Origin of the sequence: Clostridium sp. AM42-4, assembly GCF_003480105.1 — a bacterium.
Classification (GTDB): Bacteria; Bacillota; Clostridia; order Lachnospirales; family Lachnospiraceae; genus Brotaphodocola.
The window spans coordinates 58,328-76,989 of sequence record NZ_QUIK01000009.1 but is presented as its reverse complement, the minus strand read 5'-3'; the positions used below and the strand labels follow the sequence as shown (position 1 = coordinate 76,989).

Below are 18,662 nucleotides of genomic sequence, written 5' to 3'. Positions count from 1 at the left end.
GGGATCCCGCTGCATTTATATAGGAAGATCGTCTTACACGTAATTCGATTATAAACAGGAGAAATGGCAATGTCAACTGCTCTGGACAGGTATAACCGGGTGTGAATAGTCTTATGAATATTAAGTATGGAAACTTATGAATATTATGCAGGAATTTGGTTGAAAACGTCAGTTAAACGTGATATAATCAGTCGAAATGTTAATTTTTATGCATGGTTCCGATGAAAAACAGACGGAAACCAATGTATATTTACACACAAATGAGGAGGACTCTATTATGAAAAAGCATATTCTTCTGGCAGCCGGTGCAATGCTGGCAGCAACTATTATGACCGGATGTGGCAGCAGCAAGCCAGCTGAGACCACCGCGGCACCAACCGAGGCGCAGGCAGCAAGCAGCGCGGAGGAGACTACCGCAGAGGAAAGCAGTGAGGCAGAGAGCAGCGAGGCTGAGGTATCTGCAGATAACCCATTCGCAGGAAAGACCGTAAAGGTTGGATGTTCCGCAACCTTCGTACCGTTTGAGTCCATCGAGATGGCTCCGGACGGAACCAAGACCTACGTAGGTATGAACATCGATATCATAAACGAGATCGTAGAGAAAAACGGCGGAACCGTTGAATTCGTAGATATGCCGTTCAAGAGCCTGATGGCAGCGATCCAGGCTGGCCAGATCGATTTCTGCAGCGGCGGTATGGCACCGACCGAAGAACGTGAAAAGACTCTGGATTTCTCTGAAATCTTCTTCTATCCGAGAAATGCGATCGTTTACCGCGCAGAGGATGACTACCCGGATCTGGATTCCCTCCAGGGCAAAAATGTAGCATATGTATTCGGTACCAACTACCAGCAGGTAACAGAGAGCATCCCGGATGTAAACGCAGTTGGTATTCAGGGAAGCCCGGCCTGCATCGAGGAGGTTAAGAGCAAACGTGCAGATGCCTGCATCATCGATGGTGCCGGTGCAAGCGAGTTCTTAAAGAACAACGATGAGTTAAAGATGAGCCTTCTGGACAAGACCGATGACTGCTTCGCAATTGGTTTCCCGAAAGAATCCCCGTACTATGAGACCTTCAACAATACTTTGAAGGAGATGATGTCTGACGGTGAGCTGGACAAGATCATCGCAGAGCATTTAAGTGAGCAGTTCATCCTTGATTAAAGCAAAAGAAAGGAAAACATATGAAGCTTGATTTTAGCAGCGTCTGGCAGTATTGGCCGTTCTTATACCATGGCGCGCTGACTACTTTAAAAATAACGGCGATCACGGCGGTGTTCGGATTCCTTCTGGGTGTACTGCTTTCCCTGATCAAGATCAGCAAGTGCAGACCGCTTGTCTGGTTTGGAAATTTTTACACCTCCATTTTCCGTGGAACCCCGCTTCTGGTTCAGCTCTGTATCGTTCACTTCGGTCTTCCGCAGCTGACGGGCATGACCCTTACCACGATGCAGTCCGGCGTACTGACGTTCTCGCTGAATTCAGCTGCATATATTTCTGAGATCTTCCGGGGTGGAATCAATGCGATCGACCGCGGCCAGTATGAGGCGGCTATGTCTTTAGGTGTCGGTTACCGCGACATGATGAAGGATATCATCCTTCCGCAGGCAGTCAAACACATTCTGCCGAGCCTGGTAAACGAGGCAATTTCCTTATTAAAAGAGTCCTCCATCCTTTCTTACATCGGAGCGGTGGAGCTGCTGCGTGCAGCAGACCAGATTACGGTACTGACCTTCCGTTTCTTCGAGCCGTACCTGGTGATCGCAGTCATTTATTATGTGCTGGTAATGCTTTTATCCATGGTTGCCAGCTGGATAGAAAGGTGGGTGAACCGAAGTGATCGAGTTTTATGATGTACATAAGAGCTTTGGCTCTCTCGAGGTATTAAAAGGTATCAACTTAAAGATTGAAAAGAGCCAGGTGGTTACCCTCATCGGTCCATCCGGTTCCGGTAAATCCACCATTCTGCGGTGTATGAACCTGTTAGAGCGTCCGACCAGCGGGCAGGTGTTCATTGAGGGACAGGACATTACCACACCGAAGACAGATATCCAGAAAATCCGCAAGGACATTGGTATGGTGTTCCAGCATTTTAACCTGTTCCCGCACATGACGGTTATGGAAAACATGGTCTATGCGCCGGTAAAGGTCAACAAAATGCCGAAGGACCAGGCCAAGGAAAAGGCCATGGAGCTGTTAAAGCTGGTAGGACTGACCGAGAAAGCCGATGCTTATCCGGGCAAGCTTTCCGGCGGACAGAAACAGCGTATTGCGATCGCAAGAGCGCTGGCGATGGAGCCGAAGATCATGCTGTTTGATGAGCCGACCAGTGCACTGGACCCGGAAATGGTAAAAGAGGTTCTGGAGGTTATCAAGGGCCTGGCCCACACCGGTATCACAATGGCGCTTGTCACCCACGAGATGGGCTTTGCGCGTGAGGTATCTGACCGGATCTGCTTTATCGATAACGGGCAGATCGTGGAGGATACCAATCCGGCCGAGTTCTTTGCGAATCCGAAGAGCGAGCGTGCACAGAACTTCCTGGAGAAGGTTCTGTAACCTGCAAACAATATAGCAATTTAAATATATGACAAGGGCCGTTTGAGCTGCCGAAAGGCAACTCAAACGGCCCTAATACGTTAATAATATTATTATAAAGTATTTGACATTCCGGCCAGCACAGGCTATAGTTCTTAATACGAATTCAGAGAAAAGGAAGGGATGTTATGACCGTTTACCAGGAATTACAATTAAGCTCCGCAGGCTCTAAAAATCTGATCCGGCGGACGGAAAACAAAGAGGAAAAAAGACGCCATATCCTTATTTATAATGTGAAAGTGTATCTTGTGGTGGCATTTTGTTTTGCTGTGGTGACTGCATTCAGCATGCTGTTTGGTTCAGCCAACAGTATTGTGGGAGTGGTCGTGCTCTTGGCGCTTCTGGTTTTGCGCCAGGCAGATTTTGGGATTCGCACATCGCACGGTCTGATCTGCATCGGTCTGATCTTTGCGGTGCTGATGACAGGACCGCGTATTTCGAATATGATGGCACCGGGAGCGGCATTTTTTGTGAACTGTGCGTGTATCATGATCCTGATGGTGCTTGGTTGCCATAACGTGATCATGTCAAACCATTCCACGTTTGTGCTGAGTTACCTGCTTTTGCAGGGATACGATGTAAGCGGGGCCGATTACCAGAAGCGGGTACTTGGCTTATTTGCAGGAATGCTGGTCTGCATGGCTGTGTTTTACAAGAACCAGAAGCTGCGCCCGTACCGCAGAAGCTTTCTGGATCTGTTCCGGGAGTTTCACATCCGTTCGGCAAGAAGCTGGTGGTATATCCGCATGACACTAACGGTATCAACGGCACTTCTGGTCATGAACCTTCTGGGGCTTCCAAGAGCCATGTGGGCAGGGATTGCCTGCATGTCCGTATGTCTGCCGTTTTCCGGCGACATGAAGCCAAGAGCGAAGACCCGCGGAATGTATAATATTCTGGGCTGTGCCGTATTTGTGGCGTTGTATTTCCTGCTACCGGAGTCCCTGCACCCGTATCTGGGAATCCTGGGAGGAATTGGTGTTGGTTATTCTGCCGGATATGCGTGGCAGACTGTTTTTAACACATTTGGAGCCCTTTATATTGCGTCTGGAATCTTTGGACTGGCAGGTGCGGTTGTGTTAAGAATCGGCACGAATGTGGGAGCAGCATGCTACACGATGTTATGCGACCAGATTTTAAACCGGCTCTTTGGCCGGGAGATGAAAAGGAGGGAAAGTTATGTTTGAGAGAGTGGAGTACACCGTAGCAAAAATTGATGGAGATTACGCGTATCTGCAGCGGGTGGATGACCCGTCTGCGGAAGAAAAATGCGTGGCCAGGGCGCTGCTTCCGGCTGAGATCAGCGAAGGCTGCCGCGTGGCATATGAAATGCTGGAGTACAGTATGGTGTAGATAACCGCAAAGGCTTTGGAATGTCTGAAACAGACCGGCAGCAATTTTTTGTCAGAGCACATATGTGGTTTTCATCAATTTCAAGAGAATAAATAGTATAACCCCTCAGGATTCTTCATAGACTGTAAAAAAGAATTCCGAGGGGTTTTCCTTTGAAGGATTATATTGAAGAGCGGGCCATTGCCATCGCCAATTACATCATAGACCACAATGCCACGGTGCGGCAGACTGCGAAGAAATTCGGGATAAGCAAGAGCACGGTCCACAAGGATGTCACGGACCGGCTGGAATACATAAACCCGGCGTTAGCAGCCCGGGCCAGGATCGTTTTAAACATCAATAAGTCGGAACGGCATATCCGCGGCGGCATGGCCACCCGGGAAAAGTACCAGCACCGGGTGGCTATCTGCAGCCGGGAAGAAACAAGGTGATCGTTTCAGAGAGCCACAATGGTGAAAAAGCAGAAAAAGCTGTCGGAAAGCCATGGACCAGTTGAAGGATCAGCAGGAAGAAGAGCGGTATGTTCAGTCATGCCGCTCTTCTTTATTGTCCCAGGTTTCGCAGAACCGTGCCGCAAAGGATGGATCTTCACCAGCCGCATAAAGGTGTGAGGTGTCACCAAATGCGCTTACGCGGAAGCTTGCGATCCCCTGTCTGCGTTCTTCGGTATAGATGGTCGTGACAGAGGACGGTGCCGCGCACAGGCTGTGCCAGAGCGGCATCGGGGAGACGTGCATCAGGTGGCTTAACAGCACACATTCTACGCCGAAATGGCAGAACAGCACAATGGTATCGCGGTTTGGGCGGACTGCACGGTAGTATAAGCCTTCCCGTTCGTAACCGTGCGAAGCTAGCAGATGATCAAATTCGGATGTGACCCATTTGTATTCTTCTTCTGCATTTACAGAGCGCATGGCATCGGTATGATACCATTCTTCCGGATCGTAATAACGAGGTTCCTTTGTCCACAGTTCCGGAAGCCAGTCCCAGATACAGGAGGTGCGGTCCATGCCAGGCTTTACGATGCGCGGGGAAAATTCCCGCAGCCATTCCTGTGTTGTAGCTGTGCGCCCCAGCTTTTCCAAGGTCAGGGAAGCAGTGTCCTTTGCCCGGCCAAGCGGGGAAACATAGCAGGCATCGGCCGGGGTGCGGACCAGCCGGTCAGCGAGCAGTTTTGCTTCTTTCCAGCCGGTCGGTGTTAAGGAGTCGATGGAATAGTCTGGGTCAGCGTGTCTTACAATCAGAAGTTTCATGGGGAGGTCCTTTCCGTGTTTTGTTGTAACTGTTTTGTATCATCACAGTTACGTTTTCGCCAAGCGTCATTTTACATGCTTTTGTTTTATTATTTTACCATCGTGTATTTGCTGAGACAAGCGTTATAGTTCATGGATAGTGAGTTTCAAAACGGAAAATTGCGTCCGATAGAGTTCTGGCAGTAGATTTTGTCGTTTTTTCTTGTGTATTTTCTTAAATTGGTCTAAAATGAGAAACAAAATATTTTGCAACAATATCTCAATACGGAGGAGTCCAGCATGAAAAATATCTTAGTAGCAATGCCGTTTGGTGATAACCATAAAACATATATCGAAAAAATCGGAGCAGACTGTAAGTTCCATTACACCACGATCAAAACTGCCACGGCAGAGGAAGTCAAAGCAGCCGACATCATTTTCGGCAATATCAGTCCGGAGCTGGTGAAGCAGAACGATCATCTGGAGTGGATGCAGTTAAACTCCGCGGGCTCTGACCAGTACTGCAAGCCGGGTGTCATCGGGCCGGATACCATCTTAACCTGTGCGACCGGTGCGTATGGCCTGTCTGTTTCCGAGCATATGGTGGCGATGTCCATGATGCTTTGCCGCAAGATGGATTTATATATGAAGAATCAGGTCAAGCATGAGTGGAAAGAGGAGGGAAGTGTAACCTCTATCTGGAATTCCACGACGCTGGTTGCAGGTCTTGGCGATATCGGAAGCGAGTATGCGAAGCGTATGAAGGCGCTGGGCAGCCGTGTCATCGGAATCCGCCGCAATGTGCTGGACAAGCCGGATTTTATCGATGAGATCTACACTATGGATCAGTTAGATGAGGTCCTGCCGAAGGTGGATTTTGCAGTATTTATTTTACCGAGTACCCCGGCAACCCATCATATCATGGATGAGCGCAGACTGCGTCTCATGAAGCCGGGCAGCTATCTGATCAATGCAGGACGCGGGGACGCGGTGGACTGCGATGCGTTAGACATGGTCTTAAGAGAGGGTGTGAGCCTGGCTGGCTGTGCGCTGGATGTAACGGAGCCGGAGCCGCTTCCGGCTGACTATCCGCTGTGGGATGCGCCACGCACCATCATTACCCCGCACAGTGCCGGAAAGTTCCATTTGCAGGAAACCTTTGAGCGTATCGTACGCATTACTGGGGAAAACCTAGAGAAGTACCTGGCAGGGGAGAAGGACAAGATGCGCAACCAGGTGGATGTCAAGACTGGTAACCGGAAATAGTACGGCCATTAATAGAACGCTTATTTTAGACGAAAGCAATGCATAGAAGTTCCCCGGAAAACATAGTTTAGTAGTAGACAAATTTTTCTGGGGAGGCTGTTATGGGAAAGAAAACAGGCGGAAAAGTGTTGCTGGTCGTTGCTCTGTTAACGTGGGTATTTGTAGTTCGTTTTTTGACGGCCTGCAGCGTGGAGAAGGATGAACTGGAAAAAGTGCGGGATCTGGAGTTTACGGTAGTGGGAGAGGCAGATCTGCCGGAAGAACTGAAGAATGTGATCGGGGAGAAAAAAACAGCACCGTTTAAGCTGACCTATACCGATGACCAGAATCTTTACATAGTGGTTGGTTACGGGGAGCAGGAAAGCGGGGGCTACAGCATAGCAGTGAAGGAGCTGTACCTGACGGAAAATGCGATCGTGGCAGACACAGAGCTGATCGGTCCACAGTCTGGGGAGGAGACGGGAGTGGAGAAGTCCTACCCGTATGTGGTTGTGAAAACCGAGTATCTGGAACATCCGGTCATTTTCCAGTCGTGACCTAAAATACAAGACAGAATACATGCGGAGGACGAACTTATGATTTTAAAGGATATCTGGATGGATGTAAAGGCAGTGCAGGAGCGCGATCCGGCGGCGAGAAGTGCGTTGGAGGTGCTGCTGCTTTATCAGGGAGTCCATGCCCTGATCTGGCACCGGTTTGCGCACTGGTTTTATACGCATCATATGTTTTTTATCGCCCGTCTGATCTCCCAGATTGCCCGTTTCTTCACTCTGATCGAGATCCATCCCGGAGCCCAGATGGGCCATGGAATCCTCATCGACCATGGCTGCGGCGTGGTGATCGGAGAGACCACGGTTGTGGGAGATAATTGCACCATTTACCAGGGTGTTACCCTGGGCGGTGTCGGTCTGAATAAAGGAAAGCGTCATCCTACCCTTGGGAATAATGTAACGGTGGGCTGCGGCGCAAAGATCCTTGGCGCCTTCGAGGTGGGAGATAACTGTAACATTGCAGCCAATGCGGTCCTTTTAAAACCGCTGGATAACGATACTACGGCAGTGGGCATTCCTGCGCAGCCGGTGAAGGTTGCCGGTGTCCCGGTCGAAAACCGGAAAAAGGCGGCGACCATGGAGCATTTTGAGAAAATGGAGCAGCGTATCCGGGAACTGGAAGAGGAGCTGGAGCGTTTAAGAGGTGAGGTGGCAGAAACCTCGGAAAGATCATAAAAAGAAAAGCATCCACATAGACTTTCTGTAAAGGGTTTTCTTATGGAAAGGAAGGTGGGTGCTTTTTTATGCTGGAGCTGGAAAAACAGAACCTGCACAGAAACCGGCTGAAGGGCCAGACAGGAACACAGGTGACGCTGGACGATGATTTTATTGTCCCGGATACTATGAGTGACGTTGGGGAAATCATCCTGGATTGTGGCAGTCTCCAGCTGGAGCCTGTAAAGGTGCAGCGGGAGCGGGTCACGGTGAGGGGAAAGCTGGAATTTCATGTGCTTTACCGCAAGGAGGAGGGCGGTCTGCAGACGTTAGGGGGAATGATCCCGTTTGAAGAGACCATCAACGTGCCGGAACTGGAGGAGAAGGATTATGTCAGCGTTTCCCCGCAGCTGGATGATCTGAACACGGAGATGATCCATTCCAGAAAGCTTGGGATCAAGGCCATCGTGACGCTGGAGGTAAAGGCAGAAAGCCTGTACGATACAGAGGTGGCTGTCGGGATCAAGGATACGGACCCGGATGAGGGGGTGCATCTTCAGGTGAAAATGGAGCAGCGTTTAGTGGCGGCCATTGCACTGCGCAGGAAGGATACCTACCGTTTAAAGCAGGATATCACCCTTCCGGGAAGCAAACCGGCCATTGAGCGGATGCTGTGGACAGAAATGAAGCTTTCCGGCTGCCAGACAAAGCCGTTAGATGGCCAGATCCACTTAGAGGGTACGCTGATGGTCTTCGCACTTTACGAGGGCGGCGAGAGCGGTATGGTGCAGTGGGTGGAGGAGAGCATTCCGTTTTCGGGGGAAATTGAAATGCAGGGGTCTTTTGCGCAGATGATCCCGGTGACCGGGCTGAAGCTGGTACACCGGGAGCTGGCGGAAAAACCGGATTACGACGGGGAGATGCGGGAGCTTTCCGTGGATGCGGTGATAGAGCTGGATGTACGGCTGTACGGAGAGCAGGAGTTCAATCTGCTTGCGGACCTGTATGCCACAAACCGGGAACTGGTCCTGGATACGGCGGATGCTGTTTTTGACCGGATCCTGACCCGCAATTTAGGGAAATGTAAGGTAACAGAAAAGACCAGGATAGAAAATGAGCCAAGAGTCCTGCAGATCTGCCACAGCAGCGGCAGTGTCAAACTGGACAGCGTGGAAAGCAAGGAGAATGCCCTGGCGATCGAGGGCGTGCTGGAGGTAAAGCTTCTTTACCTCACAGATGATGATGCCCGTCCGGTGCAGGCTGTTACCCGTATGGTGCCATTTCACTATGAAGCGGAGGTGCCCGGGATCCGGGAGGACAGCATCTGGTATCTGGATCCGGGGCTGGAGCAGCTTACTGCTGTGATGGCAGGAGGCGGACAGGCGGAGCTGCGGGCAGTGATCCTGCTGGATTTGTTTGTACTGCAGCCGGAAGCGGGGCAGGTGATCCGGCATGTCCAGACCCTCCCGGCAGATATGGAAAAAATGAAGGCAATGCCGGGGATCACCGGCTATATCGCGCAGCCGGGAGATACCCTGTGGGATGTGGCAAAACGCTTTCATACGACAGAGGCGTCTATCCTTGCGGCAAACGAGATACCGGGAGCAGAGATCAGTCCCGGAGACTGCCTGATCCTGGTAAAAGAAATCTAAATGATATTTGCGCAGCGCGTAAACAAAAATAAAATCTGATCTGAAATCTGATATGGAATGCACAAAATCCGGAAAACTGCGTATGCTATGGTATAAGGGTTAGAAAGCAGGAAAGCTTTTGGTGCGGGTTAACCTGGCATTTTGCATCAGGCCGGTGCTTTTCATAGATCAGGGAAACCTGGGCGGCGTATGCTGTACTTGCAAGCAGCAGACGCCGCCTACATAGCGTGCGGATGAGAAGGAAGATTTCTGGCAAAAGGAAGTCCATGCAGCCAGCAGACGCTGCCTGTATAGCGTGCCGGGAGATTGCATGGAGCAGCTTCTTGTGGTACGATGGTACCGGATCATGAATAATTTTAGGAAAGAAACTTTATGACAGAGCAGAATTACACGTATATCCTGGAATGTGCCGACGGAACCCTGTACTGTGGCTGGACCAATAACCTTGACCGCCGTGTGGCAGCCCACAACGCGGGAAAGGGAGCCAAATATACAAAAAGCCGCAGGCCGGTGGTGCTGAAATACTATGAAAGCTTCAGCACCAGGCAGGAGGCCATGCGGCGGGAATGGGAAATCAAGCAGCTAAGCAGGAAAGAAAAGCTTGAGCTGGTCAGGCAACAAATGCATACATCATAATATAGTGGCAAAGACTGCCGCCCATCACAAACAGGTGGAAAATTTCGTGGGAGCCGAAGAAGCGGTGCTTCTGGTTAAAGAATGGAAGCTTCATGGCATAGATAATGCCACCGGCGGTATAGATGATGCCACCGGCAAGCAGCCACCCAAATGCCTGCCGTGGGAGTGCAGCGATGATCTTTCCGAAAGCGAGCACGCAGACCCAGCCCATGGCAATGTAAACAAGGGAAGAAAGCCATTTCGGACAGTTGATCCAGAGTGCATTCATGAGAATGCCAAGAATCGCGATCCCCCATACCAGGGCCAGCAGGATCCAGCCGGTGCGGTCACCTAACACAAGCATGCAGACAGGTGTGTAGGTGCCGGCGATCAGGATGAAGATCATCATGTGGTCTGCCTTGCGCAGGATCCGGTTGATCCTTGGGGAAATATCCAGTGTGTGGTAAATGGTGCTTGCCGCATAGAGGAGCACCATGCTGGTAATAAAGATGGACAGCGCCAGTACATGGGAAGCGCCGGGCTCCCGGGCTGCCTTCATGATCAGTGGGGAAGAGGCACACAAGGCCAGGATCATGGCGATAAAATGAGTCAGGGCACTGCCCGGATCTTTAATCTTCAGAGTCATGAAAATACCTCCTTTTTTAAACAAGTAGTTTTCAAAACTACATATAACTGTTTTATATACTATACAGCTCCGGCAAAGAAAATGCAAGGTATTTTCGGAAAAACTTTGAAAGCCAAAATAAAAGGGGAATGAGCATGCTGAATCTATTATATGAAGATGAAGAGATTTTAGTAGTATGGAAATCGGTTGGGGTGGAGTCCCAGTCCGGCCGTGGTTTTGATGCAGACATGGTGAGTGAGATCCAGCGCTACTTATCCACAAAGAAACCGGTGGATAAGCACAACTTGTCCACAAAGCCTGTGGAGCCGTATGTGGGAGTTATCCACAGACTGGACAAGCCCGTGAGCGGTGTCATGGTGTATGCCAAGACAAAAACGGCGGCAGCGGCGCTAAGTAAGCAGGTTGCGGAGGGAAAGATGCATAAAAAGTATCTTACGGTGCTCTGTGGAAAACCTGTGGATAATGTGGAAAAGTATGTGGATTATCTGTTGAAGGACGAGAAAGAAAATACCTCCAGAATTGTGGATATGGGGACAAAAGGTGGAAAACGTGCTGAGCTTATCTGTCGCACCCTGGAAAGCAAGACCGTGCAGCCTTATGGGGAGCTGACACTCGCAGAGATCGAGCTGCTCACGGGCCGCCATCACCAGATTCGGGTACAGATGTCCGGCCATGGACTGCCAATCTGGGGCGATAACCGTTATAATCCTAAGTTCCGGCAGGGCAACCAGTTTTTGCAGAGCCAGGACGGCTGTGTGCAGACAGAAGCTTCCGGTGCGCAGAAAACGGGCGGGGAAAGACCGGCAGGACGAAAAAGGAGACCCATCGGTATGGGAACACGCCGCGATCCGGCAGCAGCACGCCGCTCCGGCACAGTCCGGGCCGATGTGGCACTTGCAGCCTATGAGCTTAGCTTTACCCATCCGGGGACCGGGGAAGTTATGACGTTTCGCCATAATCCATCAGGCGGGATCTTTCGCAGCTTCGGGCTTCCACCCCAGGCCTGATACAGTGGCTGCTATGCTGCTGTACATGGCTGGGATTTCCTGAGCCGGAAAATCCGTATGGTACAGCTATGGTCATGGATTTTCACTGAGCCTTTGCATAAAATAAAAACAACGCGGACACAATAGAAAATGTACAAAGGAAGTACAAATCAAAAAGCAGGTGAGTCCATGGGAAACCGGGGAAAGACACAGAAGATAAAAGCTTTTTGCAAGGGAAAACGTTCAGAAAAATGCTATCGGTATGCCGTAAAAACGGTAAAAATCCTGCCCATGAACGCGAAGCATCCATTTACATATAAATGAAAATGTCGTATACTGGTACTGCTTTGAAAGCAGGAGCAGCACGGAAAAAATGCTGTATCCAAACAAACGAGGCAGCGCGGAAACAAATGCTGTATCCAAACAAACGAGGCAGTACGGAAACAACGCTGTATGCAAACAAAGAACTGCTGTCTGCGCGGCGCGTGACAGTAGCAACAAAGGAAAAACGGGAGGCTGGAACATGACATTTACGTATCCTGCGGTGATCACACCGCATAAAGATGATGATGGTTTCCACATTGTATTCCCGGATCTGGAGCTCTGCGAGGGCGATGGACCAGATCTTGAGGATGCTCTGGACGATGCACGGGAGGCAGCTTACAACTGGCTGATGTTAGAGCTGGAAGAGGGCGGAGAGTTCCCGGCGCAGAGCCATGAGGAAGATATCGAGGTTCCGGAGGGTGGTTTTGTCCGCCGGATCATCGTGCGGATCAAGCTGCTGCCAGACAGCGACTGATCTGCAGCAGATTTTGCCGGTTTGAAATGTGAATCACCGGCAAAACCCCGTTGCTGGGCACGCTTATGTGAACAGCAGCATAATGAAGAGGAGGAGTTGAACTATGAGATACACGGTAAAACCGCACAATGTGTGCCCGACAGAGCTGTCTTTTGATTTAGAGGGCAACATTGTAAAAAACGTAGAATTCACAAGAGGATGTAACGGTAACTTAAAGGCGATCAGCAAGCTGGTAGACGGCATGACCGTAGACCAGATCTACAATACCCTGCATGGTAATACCTGCGGCTTTAAGGATACCTCCTGTGCAGACCAGCTGGCCCAGGCAGTACGCCAGTGCTACGAGGAAAGCCAGAAGTAATAAAAGAAATCTTAACCCTTATTTTTACCGCATTTATTGCATTTTCTGGGCCAGACGCAGAAATTCCTGCATTTCCCTGGTGACCCATTTATCTTTGTGGTAAAAGATCTGACGCCAGGTCTGCATCTGAAATCCGCGGACCTTTAAGGCGGTCAGACGCTTTTGCTCTACTTCCCGCCGGATCGTAAATTCCGGCAGAAAAGAAATCCCTGTATTTTTTAACAGCATATGGATAATGAATTCAGTACTTCCAATCTCCAGAAAGGGCCTGATGGAGCGGTCGGAGGCAGCAAGATACTGCTCCAGCATATGGCGGTAGCTGGCATCCTTTTCAGTCAGAAGAAACGGAAACTGCAAAACCTCGTCGAGCTCTAACTCCCGGTCTGCCTGTGCCAGCTCGTGGCCGGGGGAAGCAACAAAAATGTTTTCCTCTGGTATCTCCAGCGTCTTGTGCCAGCGGTTGTCGTAGATGCGCCGGTCTAACAGGTAAACGATATCAATGGCATTTTCGTTCATCCGCTCCAGCAACACATCGGGAGAGTCCGTCACGATACTGATGGTTACCTCCGGGTATAGCCGGTGGTATTCCGAAAGAAGCTCTGGGAAGATGGAAGCGCAGATGGACTCGATGGTACCGAGACAGAGCTTTCCGTTTAATTCAGACGAGTCGGAGACTGCCTGACGGGCCTGCGCCAGGTCTTTCTGGATGGAGATGGCATACTGGTAAAATACCTGCCCCTGGTGTGTCAGGGAAATCTGTTTCCCGATCCGGTCAAAAAGATGGACTCCCAGCTCGTTTTCCAGCTGTTTGATCTGAATGGTCACGGCTGCCTGGGAATAGCCAAGCTGCCTGGCAGCCTTGGAAAAGCTCTGGTGCTGTGCGACCTGGAGAAAGGTCGTGATCTCTCGAAATTCCATAACAAATCCTCCTTCTGATCGTTAAAAAATTTTAAACGATATGATAAAAACTTTAAATTTTACATTAGCCTGACTCTATGTTACGATAAAATTATCAACAAGGCAAGCCGTAAGATGAAAGAGGCAGGGTCTCATACCTGATCAGTATGGTTGGCCCATAAAACAAAAGAAAGGGGATAACGAGATGGAAAAGTCAGATCCACGTTATCAGGCATATATCCAGATTTTGAAGGAAGAGCTGATCCCGGCTATGGGATGTACGGAACCGATCGCACTGGCTTATGCGGGTGCAGTTGCAAAGAAAACACTTGGTGCACAGCCGGACAAGGTAAAGGTAGAGGCCAGCGGCAGCATCATTAAGAATGTCAAATCCGTGATCGTGCCGAACACCGGACACCTGAAGGGAATCAATGCGGCAGTGGCAGCAGGAATCGTGGCAGGAGACCCGGAGAAGCAGTTAGAGGTTATCGCACAGGTTACCCCGGAGCAGACCGGGCAGATGAAGCAGTTCATGGAAAACGTGCCGATCGAGGTGGAGCATCTGGCAGGAGGCTGTACCTTCGATATCATCGTAACCGTATATCACGGGGAAGATTACGCAAAGGTGCGCATCGCAAATTACCATACTAACATTGTCCTCATCGAGAAAAACGGTGAAGTCCTGCGTAAGGAGGCTGTGTCCGATGACAGCGAGGACGGTCTGACAGACCGCACGCTCTTAGACATGGAGCATATCTGGGATTTTGCTACTACGGTCGATGTGAACGATGTCAAAGAGATCCTGAATCCGCAGATTGCTTTTAATGTTGCGATTGCCGAGGAAGGACTGAAGAATGATTACGGTGCAAATATCGGCAAGGTGCTGCTGGATATGGATGGGGACGATGTCCGCGTAAGGGCAAAGGCCATGGCTGCGGCAGGCTCCGATGCCCGTATGAATGGCTGCGAAATGCCGGTAGTCATCAACTCCGGAAGCGGCAACCAGGGAATTACCACTTCTGTTCCGGTCATTGTTTATGCAAAGGAGCTGGGGGCTAGCGAGGAGAAACGCTACCGTGCCCTGACACTGGCAAACCTGACGACCATTCATGTAAAAACTCCGATCGGCCGTCTGTCAGCATATTGCGGGGCAGTTGGAGCCGGAGCTGGTGCCGGGGCCGGAATCGCCTATCTTTGCGGAGGCGGATTCAAGGAGGTAGAGCATACGGTAGTGAACGCACTTGCCATTGTTTCCGGCATTGTGTGTGATGGTGCAAAGGCATCCTGTGCTGCAAAGATCGCATCTGCGGTAGACGCTGGAATCCTCGGTTACAATATGTACATCCGCGGACAGCAGTTCCGCAGCGGAGACGGAATCGTATCCAAGGGAATCGAGAGTACTTTGCAGAATGTCGGCCGTCTTGGAAAAGAGGGAATGAAAGAGACAAACGACGAGATCATTAAGATCATGATTGGTGAATAATTTCCTTTTATGGCTTCTTTTTTACATGATTTTGCATGGAAATGCGGCGATGAATTCGTGGTGATCTATCCGGATATCCTGGAACAGCAGTTTGAATTTCTTATGAGCCAGCTGCGGCTGAATGCCAGACAGCATCATGTCAGCATCTCCTGCGGTGCAGTCTGGAGGGAAGAGTGTGCGGCACTGGATGAGCTCTTAAAAGAAGCTGATGAAAAAATGTATGAGGAAAAGAAAAAATATTACGAGAAGAAAGGGCATAACCGGAGACAGGAAGCTTCGAGGTGATATTACATGGTTTATGAATTAACCGTACAATCTGTAACATTAAAATCTACACTGTTTACACCTCCCTCCAGGCTGATCAATACCTGTGAAGCAACCTGTGCCATCGGCATGCTTTATAAAAAAGCAGGGCAGCCGCTCCCCGGTGTCAAAGAGGGGGACAATCTGGGACAGCTGATCGGCAGCATTCCACAGGCGGTTTATGACGCGGAGCATGGAAATCTGTCAGAAATTGTCCGGAACTATACCTGGTTTGACAGCGACATTGTGACGCAGGATGCGCTCATCACCCTGCAGCTGGGATATGAAGCTCCAGCCTCTTGACAAAGGCTGGAAAATGGCTTAAAATCAACCGTGCAGTTACAAAATAACTGCGTCTGGTTATCTGGACGATAGCTAAGGCTTCATAGGAGCAATGACCGTGAAGAGGATTAGTAAGCAGCCATTACATTACAGAGAGAAGGCCATCTGGTGCAAGACCTTCATGTCCCTGGATGCTGAACCGGCCTTGGAGTCCTGCAGTGAACTGCAGCGTAGTTTCCGGCGTTAACGGAGCATAGAGCGAGTGCTTTTTATAAGGAAAGTACTAATCAGGGTGGTACCGCCGAATTTATCTGGTCATTCGGTCCCTTGTCAGAGATGGCAAAGGACCGGATGGCTTTTTTGGTTCATAGGAAATTGCACCCTATGAACATGAAAAAATAAAACAGGAAACCTGCAGGCAGAAATGGACCTGCGTTTCCGGAAAAAAGGAGATTAACCATGGCAAAGGATAAAAAAATGGTAGAAGCGATCACATCCATGGACGTAGATTTCGCCCAGTGGTATACGGATGTGGTAAAAAAGGCAGAGCTGTGTGATTATGCAAGCGTAAAGGGCTGTATGGTCATCAAGCCGGCAGGCTATGCAATCTGGGAGAATATCCAGCATGAGCTGGACCGCCGTTTTAAAGAAACCGGTGTTCAGAATGTTTACATGCCGATTTTTATTCCGGAGAGCCTGCTTGAGAAAGAGAAAGACCATGTAGAAGGCTTTGCCCCGGAGGTTGCATGGGTAACCCACGGTGGACTTGAGCCGCTTCAGGAGCGTCTGTGTGTACGCCCGACTTCTGAGACACTGTTCTGCGATTTCTATGCAAAGGATATTCACTCTTACCGTGATCTGCCGAAGGTATATAACCAGTGGTGTTCCGTTGTAAGATGGGAGAAGACTACCCGTCCGTTCCTTCGTTCCAGAGAGTTCTTATGGCAGGAGGGACATACTGCCCATGCAACTGCAGAAGAGGCAGAGGCAAGAACCATCCAGATGCTGAATCTGTATGCAGATTTCTGCGAGCAGGTTCTGGCTATCCCGGTTATCCGCGGACAGAAGACCGACAAGGAGAAATTCGCAGGTGCAGAGGCAACCTACACCATCGAGTCTCTGATGCATGACGGAAAAGCACTGCAGTCCGGTACCAGCCATAACTTTGGCGATGGCTTTGCAAAGGCATTTGGTATCCAGTACGCAGCAAAGGACAACACCCTGCAGTATGTGCACCAGACCTCCTGGGGTATGACCACCCGTATGATTGGTGCCATCATCATGGTGCACGGTGACAACAATGGTCTGGTCCTGCCGCCGAGAATCGCACCGACCCAGGTTGTGATCGTTCCGATCCAGCAGCAGAAGGAAGGCGTTCTGGACAAAGCATTCGAGTTAAGAGATGTCCTTTCCAACTTCAAGGTGAAAGTCGACGATTCCGATAAGAGCCCGGGCTGGAAGTTCAGTGAGTCTGAGATGCGCGGTATCCCGGTACGTGTCGAGATCGGACCGAGAGATATCGAGAATAACGAGGCGGTTCTGGTTCGCCGTGATACCCACGAGAAGGTAACCGTTTCCCTGGATGAGATCGAGACAAAGGTAAGCGAGCTCTTAGACACCATTCAGCACGATATGCTGGAGCGTGCAAGAGCACACCGCGATTCCCATACCTATGTGGCAACCACTTATGATGAGTTTGTAAAGACCATCAACGAGAAACCTGGTTTTGTAAAGGCAATGTGGTGCGGCGAGCAGGCTTGCGAAGACAAGATCAAAGAAGATACCGCAGCAACTTCCCGCTGCATGCCGTTCGCACAGGAGAATCTGTCCGACAAGTGCGTATGCTGCGGAAAACCGGCGAAGAAGATGGTATACTGGGGAAGAGCATACTAAAATATAACAATATAATTGTAAAACAATGGCCCGTGGAAGCTGCCTTTGGCAACCTCCACGGGCCTATTAAGTTATCAATATTGTCATTTCCAGAATTCCCGCACGAGCTCAATAAAGTATTTGGCGGCTTCACTTAAATATCCGTTCTTGCGGTAGTTGGCCACAATATCCCACGACGGGTGGGAAGAAAACGCAAAGCAGCTGATCCCGGAGGGCAGATTGCGCACATAATGCTCCGGAACAACACCGCAGCAAAGGTTTGCCTGGATCATGGAGAGCACGGTGTTGTTGCTGGCGGTTTCAAAAAGTACATTCGGGGTAAAGCCGGATTTGCGGAAGATCTCATCGGTGATGGCCCGGATGGTGGATTCCTTGTACATCAGCACAAAGGGTTCGTATTGAAACAGGTTAAGATTGGCAAGCGGATAGGTGGCGGAATGGAGCGGGGGAGCTGCCGGTCCGGTAGTCTGTGCTGAATGCGGAAGCGGCGAAGCAGGTGTAGCAGAGAGCTTTTCCACGGCCGGGTGAATACTTGGGACCAGAAGAAAGATTTCTTCTTCTCCAAGTTTTATGTATTCACTGTCGGTCCGCTGGCGTTCGGAGAGTGTCTGGAATCCGATATCCAGATTACCCTGGGAGATCATCTGCTGCTGACGGCGTACACTCAGCTCATGGGGCTCTACGATAACATTGGGATAAGCCTGGTGGAAGGCCGGGTAGACGTGTGTGAACATTTCGCTGCCGCGCCCCGGGGTAAAGCCGATGGAAAGGCGGCCTTTTTTAGCGTCAGTCATATCGTTGATCAGGTTATAGGTCCGCTGCTTGATCCGCAGGATTTCCCGCGCATTATCGAGGTAGACCTGACCAATTTCGGTAGGACGCATATCGACCTTGCTGCGGTGGAAGAGCGGGGCACCCAGCTCCTTTTCCAGACGGAGAAGCTGCTGGTTTAAGGCAGACTGGGTGACAAAAAGCTTTTCTGCAGCCCGGGTAATGCTGTGTTCATCATCAATTTTTACAATATATTCGATCTGTTTTAAATCCATAACAATGCCTCCGGTATTGCAACTGGGCGTTTTCCTGGACCGGACTT

General features: G+C 50.2%; 22 protein-coding genes and 1 other annotated feature. Of the genes, 18 read left to right on the top strand and 4 right to left on the bottom strand.

The window, feature by feature from the left end:
• Positions 1 to 277 precede the first annotated feature (277 nt).
• The 6 genes from DW922_RS08925 (at position 278) to spoIIID (ending at position 4,380) form a co-directional block, all read left to right on the top strand.
• Positions 278 to 1,162 carry an ABC transporter substrate-binding protein gene (locus DW922_RS08925; RefSeq protein ID WP_118726386.1) on the top strand — a complete coding sequence of 295 codons (885 nt, stop codon included), beginning with the start codon at positions 278 to 280 and terminating at the stop codon, positions 1,160 to 1,162.
• Between the two features lie 20 nt (positions 1,163 to 1,182).
• Positions 1,183 to 1,851 (top strand): amino acid ABC transporter permease, encoded by a 669-nt coding sequence (locus DW922_RS08920; protein WP_118726385.1) that lies wholly within the window; start codon positions 1,183 to 1,185, stop codon positions 1,849 to 1,851.
• Positions 1,835 to 2,557, top strand: coding sequence for an amino acid ABC transporter ATP-binding protein (locus tag DW922_RS08915; protein WP_118726384.1), 723 nt, complete (start codon positions 1,835 to 1,837; stop codon positions 2,555 to 2,557). Before DW922_RS08920 ends, DW922_RS08915 begins: the two co-directional genes overlap by 17 nt.
• Positions 2,558 to 2,724: 167 nt before the next feature.
• On the top strand, positions 2,725 to 3,783 hold the full coding sequence (locus tag DW922_RS08910; protein WP_118726383.1) for an FUSC family protein: 1,059 nt from the start codon (positions 2,725 to 2,727) through the stop codon (positions 3,781 to 3,783).
• Positions 3,776 to 3,949: a chorismate--pyruvate lyase gene (locus tag DW922_RS08905; RefSeq protein ID WP_118726382.1), complete on the top strand. Its 174-nt coding sequence runs from the start codon at positions 3,776 to 3,778 to the stop codon at positions 3,947 to 3,949. Before DW922_RS08910 ends, DW922_RS08905 begins: the two co-directional genes overlap by 8 nt.
• A gap of 152 nt (positions 3,950 to 4,101) precedes the next feature.
• A complete protein-coding gene (gene spoIIID / locus DW922_RS08900; protein ID WP_118726381.1) occupies positions 4,102 to 4,380 on the top strand; it encodes a sporulation transcriptional regulator SpoIIID in 279 nt (92 codons plus the stop codon).
• 93 nt (positions 4,381 to 4,473) lie between these two features.
• Here spoIIID and DW922_RS08895 read toward each other — a convergent pair whose 3' ends face one another.
• Positions 4,474 to 5,202 carry a histidine phosphatase family protein gene (locus DW922_RS08895; protein ID WP_118718783.1) on the bottom strand — a complete coding sequence of 243 codons (729 nt, stop codon included), beginning with the start codon at positions 5,200 to 5,202 and terminating at the stop codon, positions 4,474 to 4,476.
• A 279-nt stretch (positions 5,203 to 5,481) separates the two neighbouring features.
• Between DW922_RS08895 and DW922_RS08890 the strand changes: the two genes are divergently transcribed.
• The 5 genes from DW922_RS08890 to DW922_RS08870 all read left to right on the top strand — a co-directional run bounded on the left by DW922_RS08890 (position 5,482) and on the right by DW922_RS08870 (position 9,940).
• Complete coding sequence (locus DW922_RS08890) at positions 5,482 to 6,447, top strand: D-2-hydroxyacid dehydrogenase (protein ID WP_118726380.1); 966 nt, start codon at positions 5,482 to 5,484, stop codon at positions 6,445 to 6,447.
• A 101-nt stretch (positions 6,448 to 6,548) separates the two neighbouring features.
• Complete coding sequence (locus tag DW922_RS08885; protein ID WP_118726379.1) at positions 6,549 to 6,983, top strand: protease complex subunit PrcB family protein; 435 nt, start codon at positions 6,549 to 6,551, stop codon at positions 6,981 to 6,983.
• Between the two features lie 39 nt (positions 6,984 to 7,022).
• Positions 7,023 to 7,673, top strand: a complete 651-nt coding sequence (gene cysE, locus DW922_RS08880) for a serine O-acetyltransferase (RefSeq protein WP_118726378.1) — start codon at positions 7,023 to 7,025, stop codon at positions 7,671 to 7,673.
• A 68-nt stretch (positions 7,674 to 7,741) separates the two neighbouring features.
• Entirely contained in the window at positions 7,742 to 9,304 is a 1,563-nt protein-coding gene (locus DW922_RS08875; protein ID WP_118726377.1) for an SPOCS domain-containing protein, read from the top strand.
• A 372-nt stretch (positions 9,305 to 9,676) separates the two neighbouring features.
• The gene (locus tag DW922_RS08870) at positions 9,677 to 9,940 is read left to right on the top strand and encodes a GIY-YIG nuclease family protein (protein ID WP_118726376.1); all 264 of its coding nucleotides are present in this window, start codon (positions 9,677 to 9,679) and stop codon (positions 9,938 to 9,940) included.
• Here the strand turns inward: DW922_RS08870 and DW922_RS08865 are convergent.
• Positions 9,915 to 10,565, bottom strand: coding sequence for a hemolysin III family protein (locus tag DW922_RS08865; protein ID WP_118726375.1), 651 nt, complete (start codon positions 10,563 to 10,565; stop codon positions 9,915 to 9,917). The genes DW922_RS08870 and DW922_RS08865 overlap by 26 nt on opposite strands.
• Before the next feature lie 134 nt (positions 10,566 to 10,699).
• Between DW922_RS08865 and DW922_RS08860 the strand changes: the two genes are divergently transcribed.
• The 3 genes from DW922_RS08860 to DW922_RS08845 all read left to right on the top strand — a co-directional run bounded on the left by DW922_RS08860 (position 10,700) and on the right by DW922_RS08845 (position 12,711).
• Positions 10,700 to 11,572 (top strand): RluA family pseudouridine synthase, encoded by an 873-nt coding sequence (locus DW922_RS08860; protein ID WP_118726374.1) that lies wholly within the window; start codon positions 10,700 to 10,702, stop codon positions 11,570 to 11,572.
• Between the two features lie 502 nt (positions 11,573 to 12,074).
• Positions 12,075 to 12,350 (top strand): type II toxin-antitoxin system HicB family antitoxin, encoded by a 276-nt coding sequence (locus DW922_RS08850; RefSeq protein WP_118533499.1) that lies wholly within the window; start codon positions 12,075 to 12,077, stop codon positions 12,348 to 12,350.
• Positions 12,351 to 12,453: 103 nt separating this feature from the next.
• Complete coding sequence (locus tag DW922_RS08845; RefSeq protein WP_118718792.1) at positions 12,454 to 12,711, top strand: TIGR03905 family TSCPD domain-containing protein; 258 nt, start codon at positions 12,454 to 12,456, stop codon at positions 12,709 to 12,711.
• Positions 12,712 to 12,744: 33 nt separating this feature from the next.
• Here DW922_RS08845 and DW922_RS08840 read toward each other — a convergent pair whose 3' ends face one another.
• Complete coding sequence (locus DW922_RS08840; RefSeq protein ID WP_118726372.1) at positions 12,745 to 13,629, bottom strand: LysR family transcriptional regulator; 885 nt, start codon at positions 13,627 to 13,629, stop codon at positions 12,745 to 12,747.
• Between the two features lie 184 nt (positions 13,630 to 13,813).
• Between DW922_RS08840 and DW922_RS08835 the strand changes: the two genes are divergently transcribed.
• From DW922_RS08835 to proS, 4 genes are all read left to right on the top strand, one after another.
• A complete protein-coding gene (locus DW922_RS08835) occupies positions 13,814 to 15,091 on the top strand; it encodes an L-serine ammonia-lyase, iron-sulfur-dependent, subunit alpha (protein ID WP_118726371.1) in 1,278 nt (425 codons plus the stop codon).
• A gap of 9 nt (positions 15,092 to 15,100) precedes the next feature.
• Positions 15,101 to 15,376, top strand: coding sequence for a diguanylate cyclase (locus DW922_RS08830; protein WP_118726370.1), 276 nt, complete (start codon positions 15,101 to 15,103; stop codon positions 15,374 to 15,376).
• 6 nt (positions 15,377 to 15,382) lie between these two features.
• A complete protein-coding gene (locus tag DW922_RS08825; protein WP_118726369.1) occupies positions 15,383 to 15,697 on the top strand; it encodes a DUF3837 family protein in 315 nt (104 codons plus the stop codon).
• An 88-nt stretch (positions 15,698 to 15,785) separates the two neighbouring features.
• Positions 15,786 to 16,007: a binding site (T-box leader), on the top strand.
• A gap of 128 nt (positions 16,008 to 16,135) precedes the next feature.
• Positions 16,136 to 17,569, top strand: coding sequence for a proline--tRNA ligase (gene proS / locus DW922_RS08820; protein WP_118726368.1), 1,434 nt, complete (start codon positions 16,136 to 16,138; stop codon positions 17,567 to 17,569).
• A gap of 83 nt (positions 17,570 to 17,652) precedes the next feature.
• Here the strand turns inward: proS and DW922_RS08815 are convergent, their stop codons facing one another.
• Complete coding sequence (locus DW922_RS08815; protein WP_118726367.1) at positions 17,653 to 18,615, bottom strand: LysR family transcriptional regulator; 963 nt, start codon at positions 18,613 to 18,615, stop codon at positions 17,653 to 17,655.
• Positions 18,616 to 18,662: the final 47 nt, after the last annotated feature.